Consider the following 15,863-nt stretch of genomic DNA (forward strand, 5'->3'; position numbering starts at 1 on the left):
ACGGCCCCCGTCACTCTCGGCTCACACCTCCGGCCCACCCGCCTGACCAGCACGGACCCCGAAACGGTCAGGACCGGCGCACGACCGAGGGGGACGGGATTCAGCCCCGCCGATGAGTTCCGGTGCGTTCTAGGGTCACTACTCAGAGAAACGGGGCCGGGTTCCGTGACGGGGCCCACCGAGCACGATCACAGGGAGCGGCACGATGACCGACCTTCAAAGCGAACTCCAGCACACCGTGGACCAGTTGGTGGCGAAGGACGCCGAGCGGGGCGTCCAGGTCGCCGTCTACCGGGGCGGCGAGCTGATCGCCGAGGCCGTCGCGGGGGTCGCCGACCCGGCCACCGGGCGCGAGGTCACGCCCGGGACCCCGTTCTACAACTTCTCCATCGGCAAGGGCGCCACCGCCACGATCGCCCATCTCCTGGTGGAGAAGGGCCTGTTCGGCTACGACACGCCCGTCGCCGAACTGTGGCCCGAGTTCGCCGCCCGCGGCAAGGAGAAGGTGACGGTCCGCCACGTCCTGACGCACACGGCGGGCGTCCCCGGCATCCCCCCGGACACCACGGTGGAGCAGCTCTGCGACTGGGACCACATGTGCGCGGCCCTCGCGGACGCCGAACTGTGGTGGGAGCCCGGAACCAAGATGGGCTACCACGCCTACACCTTCGGCTACCTGCTCGGTGAGATCACCCGCCGCACCACCGGCCGCACGATCTCCGAGGTGCTGCGCACGGAGATCACCGAACCGCTGGGCATCGCCGACGAGTTGTACTTCGGCATGCCCGCCGCCGAACACCACCGGCTCGCGGTGCTGGAGGACGGCCCCTCGACGTTCGACATGAGCCAGCTCCCGCCGGACACCCCGATGCTCAAGGCCGGGCCGCTGCACACCTTCCCCGACGCCGCGTTCGGCAGCCGGACCGACGTCCTCGCCGCCGACATCCCGGCCGGCGCCAAGACCAGCGCCCGGGCCATCGCCCGCATGTACGCGGCGCTGCTCGGTGAGGTCGACGGCGTGCGGCTGATCCCCGAGGCGCGGTTGCGGGAGGCCACGCAGCAGGCGGTCAGCGGCCCCGACGAGGTGTTCGGGATGCCCAGCACCTGGGCGCTCGGTTACGGTCTCGGTTCGATCGACACCGACCCCGAGCCCCGGATGACCACCTTCGGCCTCGGCGGCGTGGGCGGGAGCTTCGCCTGCGGCGACACGGTGTCCGGGGTCTCGTTCGCCGTCACCAAGAACCGGCTGGGCGCGGACTTCGCCACGGCGGCGACGATCAGCGCACTGGTGCACCGGCACACGTCCTGACGGTGAGGACCGGCCCGCGCCCCGACCACACGTCGGAGCGCGGGCCTTCCCCGTGCGAGGGGTTGGCGGTCGTGTCCGAGAACGCCCCCCTGTTCTGGCGAACGGTTCGGCGCGCCCGGATAATGCAGCAACTCTGAGAAGCCCTGGCCTGAGGAGACGCATGAGCCGACAGACCGTCGTGCCGTGGGGGCTGACGCGTATGGAGCCCTACCCGACGCTGAGCAAGCAGACAGCAACGCTCGTCGGGCTGGATCCGGACACCCAGACCGCGATTTACCAGGACGCAGAGGGCCGCCGGGTGGAGATGGGCAAACACTCGACTCACCACGGCGTGGAGACCGCGACCACCACCAACCCGGGGGACGGCGCCAGCCCGGGCGCCTACGACGAAGATCACGATCAGCGGACGGAGCAGGACGAGTCCGATAGCTGATCATGAGCACCCACCGACCCGTCGTGGTGCTCACGGAACTGGCCGACCCGACAGCCGACTGGGTGATCACCGAGCTGAACGAGCGTCGGGTCCCCGTCGTTCGGCTCGACCCCGGAACGGACCCGGTGGCCTTCTCCGCGCTCGCACTGCCCGGACATGAGTGGAGAGGTCCCCTCGCAGCCGACGGCCGTCCCCTCGACCTCGGCGACGTGCGCTCCGTCTACTACCGCAGGCCGTCCCCGTACAGCGCGCCGGAACATCTGGACTCCCAGCAGCGGACGTTCGTCACCGCTCACGCCCGGCACGGCCTGGGCGGCATCCTGGGGGCGCTCGACTGCCTCTACGTGAACCATCCCCACCAGAACCTGGCCGCCGGGTACAAGCCGCGCCAGATCACCGAAGCCGCCCGCGCCGGCCTGTTCGTTCCACCGACCCTGATCACGAACGACCCCGCTGAGGCCCGCAGGTTCGCCAAGGAGTACGGGCCCGTCGTCTACAAGCCGCTGCGATCAACCCCCTACGTCGAGGCCGGCGAGCACCGCACGATCTGGGTCCGGCAGGTCGATCCGGACGAGATCGGCGACGGGGTCGCGGCCTGTCCCCACCTCTTCCAGCAAGCAGTGGACAAGGTCGCGGACATCCGGATCGCCGTCGTCGACGACCGTTTGTTCGCCAGCCGGATCACCGTGGACGGCGACCATCTCGACTGGCGCTGGGACTACGACCGGATCACGTTCGATCCCATCGACGTGCCCGCCGACGTCCGCGAGGGCATCGGGAAGTTCCTGACCGCGTTCGGCTTGGTCTTCGGGGCCTTCGACTTCGGACTCGGCCAAGATGGCCGCTGGTGGATGTACGAGATCAACCCCAACGGGCAGTGGGCCTTCGTGGACCACGGGACCCGCACCGCCATCGCCGCCGCGCTCGCCGACGTACTGGAGAAGGGACTCCCCGCATGACCGACCTCGCTCACGACGAGCACGCCGCGCGGCTACGCGAGGAACTCGCAGACCGATTGGAGAACACCGGCGTACTACGCTCCGCCCCCTGGCGAGCAGCGCTCACCGCGGTCCCCCGGGAGGTCTTCGTCGCCGACGGATTCTTCCGCCGCGGCGACGGGCCCCAGGGGACCGTGTGGACCCCAGCGCTACCCGACGCGGAAGACCCCGGTGCCTGGTTGGAAGAGGTGTACGCCGACGAGACCCTGGTCACCCAATTCGACGGCGGCCTGTACCCCGGCGACGTCGACGGCCCCGTCAGCGGGGAGCCCACCTCCTCGTCCACCCTGCCCGGCCTCGTCGTACGGATGCTGGAAGACTTGGACCCCGAGGACGGCGCCCGGGTCCTGGAGATCGGCACCGGCACCGGCTACTCCACCGCGCTCATGAGCCACCGCCTCGGCAGCGACCACGTCACCTCGATCGAGTACGACCCGGCCATCGCCGCCCGCGCCCGCACCGCGATCACCGCAGCCGGGTACACACCCCGGCTGATCCAGGGCGACGGCCTCCAAGGAGACCCCGAGGGTGCGCCGTACGACCACCTGATCGCCACCTGCTCGGTACGCACCATCCCGCCCGCCTGGCTCCGGCAGGTCAAACCGGGTGGCACGATCCTCACCACCGTGTCCGGCTGGCTCCACGGCTCCGGCCTCGTACGCCTCGCCGTCGGTGAGAACGGCACCGCCGAGGGCCACTTCCTGCCCGGCGCCGTCTCCTTCATGATCGCCCGCCCCCACGCTGCCCCGGACCTCGGTGACTTCTCCGCCCTGTTGCGGCAACCGGCAGACGAACGCCCCGCCCGCCACGGCCGGGACGTCTTCAGGAACTGGAGCCAGGTGTTCCTCGCCCAGCTCGCCGCCCCCGGAGCCCAGCACCTCTCCACCCGCGTGGACGGCGGGCCCTGGCTGGCGCACGCCATCGACGTCGGCAGCGGTTCCTTCGCCACCCTCACCCCCGATGACGGCGGCGACGGGTACCACGTTCGCCAGGGCGGTCCGGCTCGGCTCTGGGACGACATCGAGGCCACCATCGACGTCTGGGAAGCGGCCGGCTCACCACCCCAGACCGCCTTCACCGTCGCCGCCACGCCCGCCGAACAGACGGTGCGTCTCGACATCCCGACCGGGCCCAGCTGGACCCTGCCCACCTGAAGGTGAGGATGGGCCGCCCCGCGTCACCGCGGGGTCGCGGGCCCGTACGTAGACGCCCGTGCCGTGGCAGCGGCGGCACGGGCACGGGCGGCAGGGCCCGGAGTTCGAGCCCGCCAGTACGGTGCCGGACCCCCGGCAGTGGGGGCACGCGTGCGGTTCCGTCACCGGTGGCACCGGCCGGGTACGAGGTAGGCCCCCAGGATGACGACCGCGCCCACCACGAAGAGGGACAGGGGCACCAGGGCGTCCAGGTTGCGGGCGACACCCCGCCAGAACGTGCCGCGCCGCCGGTGCCGCCTCACTGCTCGCCCGCGGCTTCCGTCTCGTGACGGTTCACCGGACCGATGACGGTGGTGAGGCGGCCCACCCGGACCCGCTGGAGCACGTCCTTCAGCTGGTCCACCAGTCGCAACGCCTCCCACTCGGTGAGCATCAGCCCCGTTCCGGCGGGGACGGGGGTGTCCCCCTGCACCACCAGCAACGGGAGGAAGACCATGTCCGGGGCGTCGCCCTTGATGACCCGGTGGATCGGCTCGCCGGGCGCCCGGAGGATGGTGATGCCGATGGGGGTGGATTGCGCGGTCATGGAACGCCGTTCCCTTTCGTAGCCCTTGGTAGTCGTACGGCTACGAGTGTCCGAGGCGGCCGGTAGGGTCGGAAGAGGTCGGCCGTAGCCGGATGTTCCACTGCAACGAGGGGGTTGCGATGCCTGCACACAGGTCCGCGATGGTCGGATGCGCCTCAGCAAAGAGAATCCTCGCCGCAGAACTCGCACGCCTGCGGGCGGCGTCAGGGCAAAGCCTCGGGGCGCTGTCGGACCTGACCACGTACGACCGCGCGTATCTCCACAAGTTGGAGACCGGCAAGAGCAGCGGATCTCCCGAGGTGCTGGCCGCGCTGGACGCCGTTTACGGCACCGGACAGCACTTGCAGGAGCTGTGGGAGCTGGCCAAGAACGAGGCGCACCCTGACAAGTACCAGCGGTTCATGGAGCGCGAACGGCAGGCCACCAGTCGCAAGCAGTACTCGTTCAGCACCATCCCCGGGCTTCTCCAGACTGAGGGCTACATGCAGGAACTCATGGGGACGCACCTGAGTCATTCCGAAGAGGACCGGGCACGCCTCATCGCGGTCAGGCTGGGTCGCCAGGCCATGGTTCTCGGCAACCACCCGCAGCACTACCGTGCAATCCTGGACGAATCAGTCCTGCGCAGGCCCACCAAGGACGACCAGGTCTGGCAGGAGCAGTTGCGGGTGCTGATAGAGGCCACGAAGGTGCCTAGCATCCGGATTCAAGTGTTGCCCTTCTCCGCCGGACTACACGGACTGTTGGGCGATTCGCTCACTCTGCTGCGGCTGCGGACGGGCAAGCTCATCGCCTACATGGAGGGAAATCGCGCCATGGATCTCGTCGAGGAACCGGATCGGGTGGAGCAGCTTGACCTCACCTACGACCTGTTGCGAGACGCCGCGCTACCTCCCGGGGAGTCCGCTCAGTTCCTCAGACACTTGCTGGAGGCCACGCCAAGTGCAAGCGATTCGCCACACCTCGGGGGGAGAAGCCTTCAACTGGCGAAAGTCCAGCCTGAGCAATGGTGAAGGAGGAGACTGCCTCGAAGTCGGACGAGGCAACCACGCGAGCATCCCCATACGCGACAGCAAGCGCCCGCACGGCCCCGTGCTCCTCGTAAGGAACGCCGCGTGGACCGCGTTCCTCGGAGCCGTACGGACGGGCGACCCACTGACCAGCTGACCTCGCACCGCGAACAACGGGGCCCGGGTCACCGAGGGCGCAGGTCCCGGAACCGGTCTCGGCCTTCGCGCCGTCGATGAAGCCATGCGTACAGCGAAACGACTCCAGGCACAGGTGGAGCGCATCCCCCTCACGCTTCGGGTGTGGTCGATCGGCGCAGCCGGCACCGCCTACCTCCTCAGCGGCATGGCGTTCCCGCGCTACGGAGACTCGCCGACCGTGCAGTGGGCACTGCTCGCTTGCTGGTTCGTCTCCTTGGTCGCCTTCATCCTGCTGGCCAATGAAGTGACGAATCGCTTCTCGCCGCGCGCCAGGCGCCGTCTGTTCACCCTCCGGACCATCGGATCGATCTCCGGATACCTGGGACTCACGGCATGTGCCGTCCTCGTGCTCTTCGTGGACCGAGCGGCAGCCATGGCATTGTTCGCACTTGTGGCATTCGGCAACTACTTCATTGCCGGCGGGAACGGGAGTCATCCCATTCCCCTGAAACACCTGCATGCGCGCATCACCACTCGGGTGGCCTTCCGCGTCATCGCCATCGCGGCAGCATCGATCGCGCTGATCCTCTTCTGCACGAGCACGCGAACGGCACCCGATCAGCAGAACGCCAACTTCACCTTCGTGACGGGCATCTTCCTCACTGCGGGCGGAGCTTCGCTGAAGGTCCACTCCCGTGCGAGGAAGCTGTGCACGCAGATCAGCCATCAAGCCGACTCGCTCGTGCTGACCCTCGACACCCTGGCATCGGGAACGGCCGACCAGCGGGAATCCCGCGTCAGCAGCGCGCGGGCCGAGTGGATGCAACTGAACCACACCTTGGGCAACCGCATCGAGACCGGGCTTCCCCTCCACAGCACGTCGTTGCTCCCGATCCCCAACAGGCACCGGTTGCAGGGACTCGTGAACATGGCTCTTGCGGATGCCCTGCTCGGAGCCGATTCCGTCGCTCAGGCACGGGCCGAACTGCGTGAACTCGCCGACGCGTGCGCACCTCGCATCGACACGACACTCTGAACTCCCGGGCGTCGCACCCGGGCGACGGGGTCCCGGACGGGGAGAACCGCTGTGCGATCATGCCGTGACGGTCCTGGGGAGGGGCTGCGACGCTGGTCGGGGTAAGTAGGGAGCTCGGTGTGGCCGCGGGTGGGGAGGAGCGCGGTTCGTCCGTGCCCGACGACGAATGGGACCGGTTCCTGCGGGAGTCGGTGAACGGTACGCCGGACGACGCGCCCAAGGAGCCGTCCGCACGGGCCCGTGAGGTGACGCGACGCCTACGGGACGAACCCGCACCGCCGCAACCGTGGCGCACGTACACGCCGGCCCGGCCGAAGCGGCGCACGGGCTGGTACGTGGCCGGGCTACTGGCCGCGCTCGCCGTGCTGGTCGTGGCGCTGGTGCCGGGGCTGAGCAGCGGATGGTTCGGCGACGAGGAGACCGTGCAACCGCTCGCCGTGGAGTCGGAACGTCCGAACGACCCGCCGCCGCTGGAGGACGCCCGACGCCCCACGCTGGACGAGCCGTTCAAGGGGTCGCCCGCGGCGCGCTGGGCGGACGGTGCGGCCGGGGTCGCCGTGCCCGCGGCCAGGGCGACCGGCTGGATGGGCAAGGCCGAGGTGGAGCGGGCCCTCAACCGGTCCCGGGAGTTCCTGAACGTGTCGAACCTGGACGCGCAGGTGTTGCGGGGCGAGCACCCGACACGGGCCACCGCGCTGATCAATCCGCACCAGAAGGACGTGCAGGACTTCCTGAAGAACGCGTTCCGTGCGCCGAGCGAGGAGGACGACCCGCTGATGCTGTTCAGCCGGTTCGACCCGGCGCACACCCGTCCGGTCGGGGACGTCGTCAAGACCCGGGGGCGGTTGACGTACCGGGAGGGCGAGCAGGGTGCGCTCCAGGTCACCGCGGACGTCACGTACGTGTACCCGGTCGCCCCGGCGGCGGGCAGCGACGAGGTCGTGCGGACGATCGTGCGGCGCGAGCTGGTGCTGAGCTGGGACGATCCCGCGAAGGTGATCACCGAGCCGGGTACCTTCTCGCTCGTCTCGTACAAGCTCGACAGCACCAACGGCGGCTGCGGCGACTCCACCGGCCACTTCACCCCGGAGTTCGGCACCGCGCGGCCCACCGAGGGGGCCGGCGGCCCCGGGGTCGACCCCTACGACCGCAGCACCTCGATGGACGAACACCTACGGGCGTCCGGCGACGCGGAGTGCGGGACGGCGTCCCGTTCGTAGGCGCACCCTCCGTGAACGGCCGTGCCCCGTACCCGCCCCGGCAGCACGGCCACTCGTCACCGGCGTTCCGTCACACCGCGCTGGGAAGGATCGAGAAGACCACCCGGTGGTTGGTCTGTTCGTTGAGGCCCCACAGGCGACCCGATGACGGGGCGTAGGAGAGGTTCTGCGTCAGCGTGGGCGACCGGGTGAGCACGGTGGGGACGCCGCCCGGGAGCGACTCGAAGATGCACGAGTAGGAGAGGGGGTCACTGGTGTTGGCGTCGCCCATGTAGCCGTCGGGGCACTGGCCGGCGAGGTAGTAGCGCGTGCCGTCCGTGGCGACGCCCTGGACCCGTCGGACCGACGGTGGCACCGCGTACACGGCTGTGGCCGTGGTGATGCCGAAGGTCGCCCCGCTGTCCGAGGCCAGCAGGTCGGTGGCGTCGTTCAGGGGCCAGCGGGCCAGGTGGGCGGTGCGCGAGCCGGGGGTGAGGTACTGCCCGGAGACGAGGTGGTCGACGGGGCCGCTACGGTCCAGGCTCAGGCTGCCCAGGCAGGCCTTCCCGTCGGCGCAGGTGCGGACGTTGGTCTCGGTGGGGACGGTGACGTAGCGGGCCACCATGGGCAGCGCCCACTGGTGGTAGCGGGCCGAGGAGACGCCGTTCGCGATGCCGACGCGGTCGGTCGCGGTGGACTCCATGCGCCACAGGTACTGGGTGTCGTAGACCTGCAACTCGCCGCCGTTGGCGACGTACAGCTTGTTCCCGTACCAGACCATGCCGTCAGCGTGGACGTTGGTGACCGCTTCGAAGGTGGCGCTGGCGCCCGTGTTCTTGGGCTTCACGAGCATGACGTGCCCGTAACTGCGGTCGGTTCCGGTGGACTTCAGGAAGGAGACCCGGGCGAACTGATCGCGGGTCGTTTCGCCGGTGCCGTAGTACCAGGACGCGACGTAGAGGTGGTGGCCGTCCACCGTGCCGCCGGGCTGGGCGTCGTGGGAGGCGGTCAGGCCCTGGGGGTGCCAGCCGCCGGACCAGGCGCTGGTGGCGTCGTCACCTGCGTCCCAACAGAAGCCGTCGTACAGGTAGGCCCCGTTCAGTCCGGTGCCGTGGCACAGCGCCCGCCCCACGTGCTGCCGCGACAGGGCCACCGCGGCCGGCGAAGTGCGGGTCACGTTGCCCGTGGCCTCCACGGCCCGTATCGACGCTCCGTAGGTGTCCAGATCGGCCGGCGCCGGGTGGAGCTTGTACGTGTCGCGCTGCGCCGCCGGCAGCGGGTCCAGGGTGGTCGTCGACTGGGCGCCGGCCCCGTTCGCGGTGGCGGGCTGGACGCCGGTGAGGGTCGCGGCGATCACGGACAGGACCAGGAGCAGCAGCAGGGTCCTCGCCCGCTGCACCGCTGGGAGGCGTTCGCTGGTAGTCATGGCCCTGGACCCTAGGTGGGGGCGGCGGGGTCCACCAGGGTGCGTGCCGGGCCGTCGGGCTCCGCGGGTCGGGGCCGTCCGCCCCCGCGGCGCCCGGTCAGTGCGGGATGCCGTCGATCAGGTCCCGGGCGCCCTGGCGCAGCAGCGCGACGGCCACGGAGGTCCCGAGCGTCGCCGGGTCGAGCCGGCCGGCCCATTCGTGGGCGTTCAGGATGGTCTTGCCGTCGGGGGTGAACACACAGGCGCGCAGGGAGAGTTCACCGGCGCGGGCGGAGGCGTAGCCGGCGATCGGGCTGTTGCAGTGGCCTTGCAGCACGTGCAGGAACATGCGCTCGGCGGTGGCCTCGCGGTGGGTGCCCGGGTCGCCGAGGGCGCTCACCGTCTCGATGGTGTCGTGGTCGTCCTCCCGGCACTGGAGGGCGATGATGCCGGCGCCGATGGGCGGCATCATCGCCTCGGGCGACAGCACCTCGCTGATCACGTCGGTGCGCTCGATCCGTTCCAGTCCGGAGACGGCGAGCAGCAGTGCGTCGGCGGCGCCGTGCGCGAGTTTCTCCAACCGGAGGTTGGCGTTGCCGCGGATCGGTACGCAGTGCAAGTGGGGGTGGCTGCGGGCGAGTTGGGCGGTGCGTCGGACGGAGGAGGTGCCGACCCGGGTGCCCGGGGGGAGGGCGTCGAGGGTGAGTCCGCCGGGGTGGATCAGGGCGTCGCGGATGTCGTCGCGGGCGAGCATCGCGGCGAAGACGGTCCCGGCGGGCAGCGGGCGGTCGGCGGGCACGTCCTTGACGCAGTGCACGGCGACGTCCGCCTCGTCGTTCAGCAGGGCCGCGTCGACCTCCTTGGTGAACGCCCCCTTGCCCTCGACGGCGGCGAGGTCGCCCTGCCACTTGTCGCCGGTGGTCTTCACGGGGACGACCGTCGTGGTGACGTCCGGGTGGTGCGCGGCCAGGAGGGCACGGACCCGTTCGACCTGGGCGAGCGCCATCGGGGAGTCGCGGGTGACGATGCGGATCAGCTCGGGCGCGGACATGCGCACACCCTAGGGCCTGCCGACGATCTCCGTGACCCCCACCGGTGCGGCCGGTGTGACGGGCCGGAACGCGTGGACCCCGGCCGCGCGGGTGCGGGGCCGGGGTCCACGGTGGTTCCGGAGCGGCGACGGGGCTCACCCGGTACGGGGAACGGTCCCCGTACCGGACGGGTTCACCCCGTCGCCCGGAAGGGTTCAGCAGCCGATGAGGCGGGCGGCGAGGTAGCCCTCGATCTGGTCGAGGGAGACCCGCTCCTGCTTCATCGTGTCGCGCTCACGGACGGTGACCGCGTTGTCGTCGAGGGTGTCGAAGTCGACGGTCACGCAGAACGGGGTGCCGATCTCGTCCTGGCGACGGTAGCGGCGGCCGATGGCGCCGGCGTCGTCGAAGTCGATGTTCCAGTGCTGGCGCAGCGCGGTCGCCAGGCCCTTGGCCTTCGGCGAGAGTTCCGGGTTGCGGGACAGCGGCAGCACGGCGACCTTGACGGGCGCGAGGCGCGGGTCGAGGCGCAGCACGGTGCGCTTCTCCAGCTTGCCCTTGGCGTTGGGCGCCTCGTCCTCGACGTAGGCGTCGAGGAGGAAGGCGAGCATCGTGCGGCCGACACCGGCGGCGGGCTCGATGACGTAGGGGGTCCAGCGCTCGCCGGCCTCCTGGTCGAAGTAGGAGAGGTCCTGGCCGGACGCCTTGGAGTGCGCGGACAGGTCGTAGTCCGTGCGGTTGGCGACGCCCTCCAGCTCGCCCCACTCGTTGCCGCCGAAGCGGAAGCGGTACTCGATGTCCGCGGTCCGCTTGGAGTAGTGGGAGAGCTTCTCCTGCGCGTGCTCGTACCAGCGCATGTTCTCCTCGCGCAGGCCCAGGCCGGTGTACCAGTTCCAGCGCTGCTCCATCCAGTACTCCTGCCACTTCTCGTCCTCGCCCGGCTTGACGAAGAACTCCATCTCCATCTGCTCGAACTCGCGGGTGCGGAAGATGAAGTTGCCCGGCGTGATCTCGTTGCGGAACGACTTGCCCATCTGGGCGATGCCGAACGGCGGCTTGCGCCGCGAGGTCTGCTGGACCTGGGAGAAGTTGGTGAAGATGCCCTGCGCCGTCTCGGGCCGCAGGTAGGCGACGGAGCCGCTGTCCTGGGTGGGGCCGAGGTGGGTGGCGAGCAGGCCGGAGAACTGCTTGGGCTCGGTGAACTGACCCTTGTTGCCGCAGTTGGGGCAGTTGATGTCGGCCAGACCGTTCTCGGGGAGGCGGCCGTGCTTGGCCTCGTAGCCCTCTTCCAGGTGGTCGGCGCGGTAGCGCTTGTGGCAGGAGGTGCACTCGGTGAGCGGGTCGGAGAAGGTGGCTACGTGACCCGAAGCCTCCCAGACCTCCGTGGCGAGGATCACCGAGGAGTCGATGCCGACGACGTCCTCACGGGACGTGACCATGTAGCGCCACCACTGGCGCTTGATGTTCTCCTTGAGCTCGACGCCCAGCGGCCCGTAATCCCAGGCGGCGCGCTGGCCTCCGTAGATCTCGCTGCACGGGTAGACGAAGCCACGGCGCTTGCTCAGGCTGACGATGGTGTCGATCTTGTCGGCGGCCACGGTGCTCTCTTCATTACGACGGATGACGACGGGGTGACGACGGCGCGAAGCGAATGCTTCCGAGCGAATGCCCAAGGTTACGGCGCAGGCACGGGCCGGGCCAACTCCGGTCGGCCAAGTCTCGTTGGCCGGTCCACCGGCTCCCCGGCGGGGTCCGCGCGGGGGTCGGCGTCGGGGTCCGCGCCGACTCGGGGCGCGTCGGGTGACGGGCCGGGTGACGGGCCGCGGTCGGAGGGCTCCGGAACGGGGTCGCGTACGCCGATCGGACGGGATGATCTCGTTCGAGTGATGTGGGCGACTAGCCGGTTTATTGACAATCGTTTCCAGTTTTGTTGAAAATGACAGTCATGAACGTACGACGCCTGATACCCGGCACCGCCGTCGCGGCCTCCGCGGCCACCTTGGTCGCGCTGACCGCCCTGACCGGCTGCGGGGACGCGGGCGCGTCCGGTGACGACGGCAAGCTCGACGTCACGGCCTCGTTCTATCCGCTCGGCTACCTCGTGGACGAGATCGGCGGTGACCACGTGCGGCTCACCACCCTGACCGAGCCCGGCCAGGAGCCGCACGACCTGGAGGTCAGCGCCCGGCAGCGGGCCGCCATGGAGGAGTCGGACCTCATCGTCTACCTCAAGGGGCTCCAGCCCGCCGTGGACGAGGCGGTCGGACAGTCCGAGGCCCGGACGAAGGTCGACGCGACGACGCTCACCTCCCTGGAGAAGACCGGCGCCGCCCGCTCCGAGGAGCCCGCCGACGAGCACCCCGAGCACGGCGAGCCCGGCCACGAGCACCAGGACGGCGACGAAGCCCACGCGGACGAGTCCCACGGCGAGGAGGGCCACGCCCACGAGAGCGGTGAGGCGCACGCCGACGAGGGCGCCGGAGAGGACGCGCACGCCGACGACCACGGCCACGACCACAGCCACGACGGCCCCGACCCGCACATCTGGCTGGACCCGGTGCGCTACTCGGAGGTCGCCGAGGGGGTCGGCAAGGCGCTGGAGAAGGCCGACCCCGACCACGCGGCCGACTACCGCAACCGTACGGACGCGCTGGTCAAGCGGCTGGACGCACTGCACACCAAGTTCCGGAGCGGTCTGAAGGACACCCGTACCGAGGTCTTCATCACCACGCACTCCGCCTTCGGCTACCTCGCCGACCGGTACGGACTGATCGAGGAGTCGATCAGCGGCCTCAACCCCGAGAGCGAACCGAGCGGCGCCCGGATCAAGGAACTCCAGAAGGTGGCCGAGGCCGACGACGTGAACACGGTCTTCTACGAGACCCTGGTCTCCGACCGGACCGCGAAGTCCCTCGCCGCCGACACCGGGATGCGCACGGACGTCCTCGACCCGATCGAGGGCATCACCGAGAAGTCCCGCGGCGACGACTACTTCCAGGTCATGGAGGCCAACCTCACCGCCCTGCGCACCGCGCTCGGCGCCAAGTGACGACCCGCCCCGGGAATGCCCCGGAGCCACCGGCACGCTGACAGTGCCGGACACCGAACGAGGCCGTGACGGCCGGGAAGGACGCGGACCCGTGAACCACACGGACCACACGCATGGCACGGGCGACCCCGCGCACCCGAGCGGAGACCCGGTCATCGCCCTGCGCGGGGTGACCGCCGAGCTGGGCTCGCGCCCCGTGCTGCGCGGCATCGACCTCACCGTCGACCGGGGCCAGGTCGTCGCACTGCTCGGCGCCAACGGCTCGGGCAAGTCGACGGCGGTCCGCACCGTCATCGGCCAGGTCCCGGTGACCGGCGGCACCGTGGAACTGTTCGGCGTCCCCCGCCACCGCTTCCGCGACTGGGCCCGCATCGGCTACGTACCGCAGCGCACCACCGCGGCCAGCGGCGTCCCGGCGACCGTCACCGAGGTCGTCACCTCGGGGCGGCTGGCCCGCTCCCGCTTCGGGCTGCTCCGCCGGGCCGACCGGACGGCCGTGCGCGACGCGCTGGAGCGGGTCGGCCTGGCGGACCGGGCCAAGGACCCCGTCGAGGCGCTCTCCGGCGGCCAGCACCAGCGGGTGCTGATCGCCCGCGCACTGGCCGCCGAACCCGAGCTCCTGATCATGGACGAGCCGATGGCGGGCGTCGACCTGACCAGCCAGGAGGTGCTGGCGGCGACCCTGCGGGAGCAGGTCACGGCGGGCGCCTCGGTCCTGCTGGTCCTCCACGAGCTGGGACCGCTGGAACCCCTGATCGACCGGGCCGTCGTGCTGCGGGACGGCTGCGTCCTGCACGACGGACCACCCCCGAAGGCCCTGGGTCAGCACGCGCTGCCCGGCCACGACCACGTCCACCCCCACGCGCCCGGCCCGGAGCCGCTGCGCACCGGACTGTTGAGCTGAGGACGACGGCTGATGGAGATCCTCGACTACGCCTTCATGCAGCGGGCCCTGCTCGCCGCCGTGCTCGTCGGCATCACGGCCCCCGCGGTCGGCATCTACCTGGTGCAGCGCCGCCAGTCCCTGATGGGCGACGGCATCGGACACGTCGCGATGACCGGGGTCGGCCTCGGCTTCCTGCTGTCCGCCTCGCCGGTGTGGATGGCGATGGCGGTCGCCGTGCTCGGCGCCGTGACCATGGAGCTGATCCGCTGGTACGGCAAGACCCGCGGTGACATCGCGCTCGCCATGCTCTTCTACGGCGGCATGGCCGGCGGCGTCATGTTCATCAACCTGGCGCCGGGCGGTTCCAACGCCAACCTGAACTCCTACCTGTTCGGCTCGCTGTCGACGGTGTCCTCCGAGGACGTCCTCGCGATCTGCCTGCTGGCGGCGTTCGTCGTGCTGGTGACGGTCGGGCTGCGCCGACAGCTCTTCGCGGTCAGCCAGGACGAGGAGTTCGCCCGGGTGACCGGGCTGCCGGTGCGGTTCCTGAACCTGCTGACGGCAGTGACGGCCGCCGTCACCGTGACCGTCGCGATGCGGGTGGTCGGGCTGCTGCTGGTCAGCGCGCTGATGGTGGTGCCCGTCGCCGCGGCCCAGCAACTCACCCGGTCCTTCGCCGCCACCTTCGCCGTGGCCGTCGCGATCGGCGTCTCGGTGACCCTGGGCGGCACCGTCACCTCGTACTACCAGGACGTCCCGCCGGGCGCCACGATCGTGCTGCTGACGATCGGCGTGTTCATCGCGCTGACCGTGCTGGCCGCACCGCTGGCCCGCCGGCGCGCCCGCAAGGCGGCCCCCACCGACACCGACGGCGCCCCCCTGGAGTGCGCGGTCCCGACCTCGCACTGAAGCGGGCGCCACCCCCGCAGGGGAGGCCCCGGCGAAGTCCGCGGGGGGAACCCACACAACCCCCACACACCCGGGGAACCGACACGAGCCACCCCACCAGAACCGGGAGGAATCACCCCGCACCGACGGAGCGACGGCGTCCGCCGCCCGCCCGGTGCACCGCACCGGGGGGTCAACGCCTGGCACAATGGCCGGGCAGGAGACCAGGAGGAGGCCATCGTGACAGCCCCGGTTCGAGGCAGGTCCACCCGCCAGCGCGCGGCCGTGGCGGCAGCGCTCGAAGAGGTGGACGAGTTCCGCAGCGCCCAGGACCTCCACGACATGCTCAAACACAAGGGCGACTCGGTCGGCCTGACGACGGTGTACCGCACCCTGCAATCCCTCGCCGACGCCGGTGAGGTCGACGTCCTGCGCACCTCCGACGGCGAGGCCGTCTACCGCCGCTGCTCCAGCGGCGAGCACCACCACCACCTGGTCTGTCGCGCCTGCGGCAAGGCCGTGGAGGTGGAGGGGCCGGCCGTCGAGAAGTGGGCCGAGGCCATCGCGGCGGAACACGGGTTCGTGAACGTCGCGCACACCGTGGAGATCTTCGGCACCTGCGCGGAGTGCGCGGCGGCGGAGGCCGGGGCAGCGTCCGAAAAGGGCTGACCCCCGGCCCCGTCGTGTCCTGTGGTGCCGTGCGGTGTCGCCCTGCCGCTCCGCACGGGACGGCAGGGCGAC

General features: G+C 70.6%; 17 protein-coding genes. 12 read left to right on the top strand and 5 right to left on the bottom strand.

Features of this window, described 5'->3' with window-relative positions; genetic code table 11:
- Positions 1 to 205: 205 nt before the first annotated feature.
- From ACFWIA_RS30170 to tgmC, 4 genes are all read left to right on the top strand, one after another.
- Positions 206 to 1,309: a serine hydrolase domain-containing protein gene (locus ACFWIA_RS30170; protein WP_387010429.1), complete on the top strand. Its 1,104-nt coding sequence runs from the start codon at positions 206 to 208 to the stop codon at positions 1,307 to 1,309.
- 160 nt (positions 1,310 to 1,469) lie between these two features.
- Positions 1,470 to 1,742, top strand: coding sequence for a putative ATP-grasp-modified RiPP (gene tgmA / locus ACFWIA_RS30175; protein WP_387010430.1), 273 nt, complete (start codon positions 1,470 to 1,472; stop codon positions 1,740 to 1,742).
- Positions 1,743 to 1,744: 2 nt separating this feature from the next.
- Positions 1,745 to 2,701 (top strand): ATP-grasp ribosomal peptide maturase, encoded by a 957-nt coding sequence (gene tgmB / locus ACFWIA_RS30180; protein WP_387010431.1) that lies wholly within the window; start codon positions 1,745 to 1,747, stop codon positions 2,699 to 2,701.
- A complete protein-coding gene (gene tgmC, locus ACFWIA_RS30185; RefSeq protein WP_387010432.1) occupies positions 2,698 to 3,894 on the top strand; it encodes an ATP-grasp peptide maturase system methyltransferase in 1,197 nt (398 codons plus the stop codon). The genes tgmB and tgmC overlap by 4 nt, the downstream gene beginning before the upstream one ends.
- A 161-nt stretch (positions 3,895 to 4,055) precedes the next feature.
- Here the strand turns inward: tgmC and ACFWIA_RS30190 are convergent, their stop codons facing one another.
- A complete protein-coding gene (locus tag ACFWIA_RS30190; protein ID WP_387010433.1) occupies positions 4,056 to 4,196 on the bottom strand; it encodes a hypothetical protein in 141 nt (46 codons plus the stop codon).
- Complete coding sequence (locus ACFWIA_RS30195; protein WP_387010434.1) at positions 4,193 to 4,480, bottom strand: hypothetical protein; 288 nt, start codon at positions 4,478 to 4,480, stop codon at positions 4,193 to 4,195. The genes ACFWIA_RS30190 and ACFWIA_RS30195 overlap by 4 nt, the downstream gene beginning before the upstream one ends.
- A 119-nt stretch (positions 4,481 to 4,599) precedes the next feature.
- Between ACFWIA_RS30195 and ACFWIA_RS30200 the strand changes: the two genes are divergently transcribed.
- From ACFWIA_RS30200 to ACFWIA_RS30215, 4 genes are all read left to right on the top strand, one after another.
- Positions 4,600 to 5,493: a DUF5753 domain-containing protein gene (locus tag ACFWIA_RS30200; protein ID WP_387010435.1), complete on the top strand. Its 894-nt coding sequence runs from the start codon at positions 4,600 to 4,602 to the stop codon at positions 5,491 to 5,493.
- Complete coding sequence (locus ACFWIA_RS30205; RefSeq protein ID WP_387010436.1) at positions 5,423 to 5,647, top strand: DUF397 domain-containing protein; 225 nt, start codon at positions 5,423 to 5,425, stop codon at positions 5,645 to 5,647. The genes ACFWIA_RS30200 and ACFWIA_RS30205 overlap by 71 nt, the downstream gene beginning before the upstream one ends.
- A gap of 84 nt (positions 5,648 to 5,731) precedes the next feature.
- Positions 5,732 to 6,664, top strand: coding sequence for a hypothetical protein (locus ACFWIA_RS30210; protein WP_387010437.1), 933 nt, complete (start codon positions 5,732 to 5,734; stop codon positions 6,662 to 6,664).
- A gap of 152 nt (positions 6,665 to 6,816) precedes the next feature.
- Positions 6,817 to 7,884 carry a hypothetical protein gene (locus tag ACFWIA_RS30215; RefSeq protein WP_387010438.1) on the top strand — a complete coding sequence of 356 codons (1,068 nt, stop codon included), beginning with the start codon at positions 6,817 to 6,819 and terminating at the stop codon, positions 7,882 to 7,884.
- A gap of 70 nt (positions 7,885 to 7,954) precedes the next feature.
- On the opposite strand, the gene ACFWIA_RS30220 is transcribed toward ACFWIA_RS30215, so the two are convergent.
- From ACFWIA_RS30220 to ACFWIA_RS30230, 3 genes are all read right to left on the bottom strand, one after another.
- A complete protein-coding gene (locus ACFWIA_RS30220) occupies positions 7,955 to 9,289 on the bottom strand; it encodes a hypothetical protein (RefSeq protein WP_387010439.1) in 1,335 nt (444 codons plus the stop codon).
- Positions 9,290 to 9,386: 97 nt separating this feature from the next.
- Complete coding sequence (hemC, locus tag ACFWIA_RS30225) at positions 9,387 to 10,325, bottom strand: hydroxymethylbilane synthase (protein WP_387010440.1); 939 nt, start codon at positions 10,323 to 10,325, stop codon at positions 9,387 to 9,389.
- A 189-nt stretch (positions 10,326 to 10,514) separates the two neighbouring features.
- Positions 10,515 to 11,897 carry a glycine--tRNA ligase gene (locus ACFWIA_RS30230; protein ID WP_387010441.1) on the bottom strand — a complete coding sequence of 461 codons (1,383 nt, stop codon included), beginning with the start codon at positions 11,895 to 11,897 and terminating at the stop codon, positions 10,515 to 10,517.
- Between the two features lie 347 nt (positions 11,898 to 12,244).
- Between ACFWIA_RS30230 and ACFWIA_RS30235 the strand changes: the two genes are divergently transcribed.
- The 4 genes from ACFWIA_RS30235 to ACFWIA_RS30250 all read left to right on the top strand — a co-directional run bounded on the left by ACFWIA_RS30235 (position 12,245) and on the right by ACFWIA_RS30250 (position 15,791).
- Positions 12,245 to 13,348: a metal ABC transporter substrate-binding protein gene (locus tag ACFWIA_RS30235; protein ID WP_387010442.1), complete on the top strand. Its 1,104-nt coding sequence runs from the start codon at positions 12,245 to 12,247 to the stop codon at positions 13,346 to 13,348.
- 91 nt (positions 13,349 to 13,439) lie between these two features.
- Positions 13,440 to 14,252 carry a metal ABC transporter ATP-binding protein gene (locus tag ACFWIA_RS30240; RefSeq protein WP_387010443.1) on the top strand — a complete coding sequence of 271 codons (813 nt, stop codon included), beginning with the start codon at positions 13,440 to 13,442 and terminating at the stop codon, positions 14,250 to 14,252.
- Between the two features lie 12 nt (positions 14,253 to 14,264).
- Positions 14,265 to 15,143 (top strand): metal ABC transporter permease, encoded by an 879-nt coding sequence (locus ACFWIA_RS30245; RefSeq protein ID WP_387010444.1) that lies wholly within the window; start codon positions 14,265 to 14,267, stop codon positions 15,141 to 15,143.
- A 216-nt stretch (positions 15,144 to 15,359) separates the two neighbouring features.
- Positions 15,360 to 15,791: a Fur family transcriptional regulator gene (locus tag ACFWIA_RS30250; protein WP_387010446.1), complete on the top strand. Its 432-nt coding sequence runs from the start codon at positions 15,360 to 15,362 to the stop codon at positions 15,789 to 15,791.
- The last annotated feature ends 72 nt before the right edge of the window (positions 15,792 to 15,863 follow it).

It is taken from the genome of Streptomyces sp. NPDC127068, from assembly GCF_042724695.1.
In the GTDB taxonomy this organism is placed as follows: Bacteria; Actinomycetota; Actinomycetes; order Streptomycetales; family Streptomycetaceae; genus Streptomyces.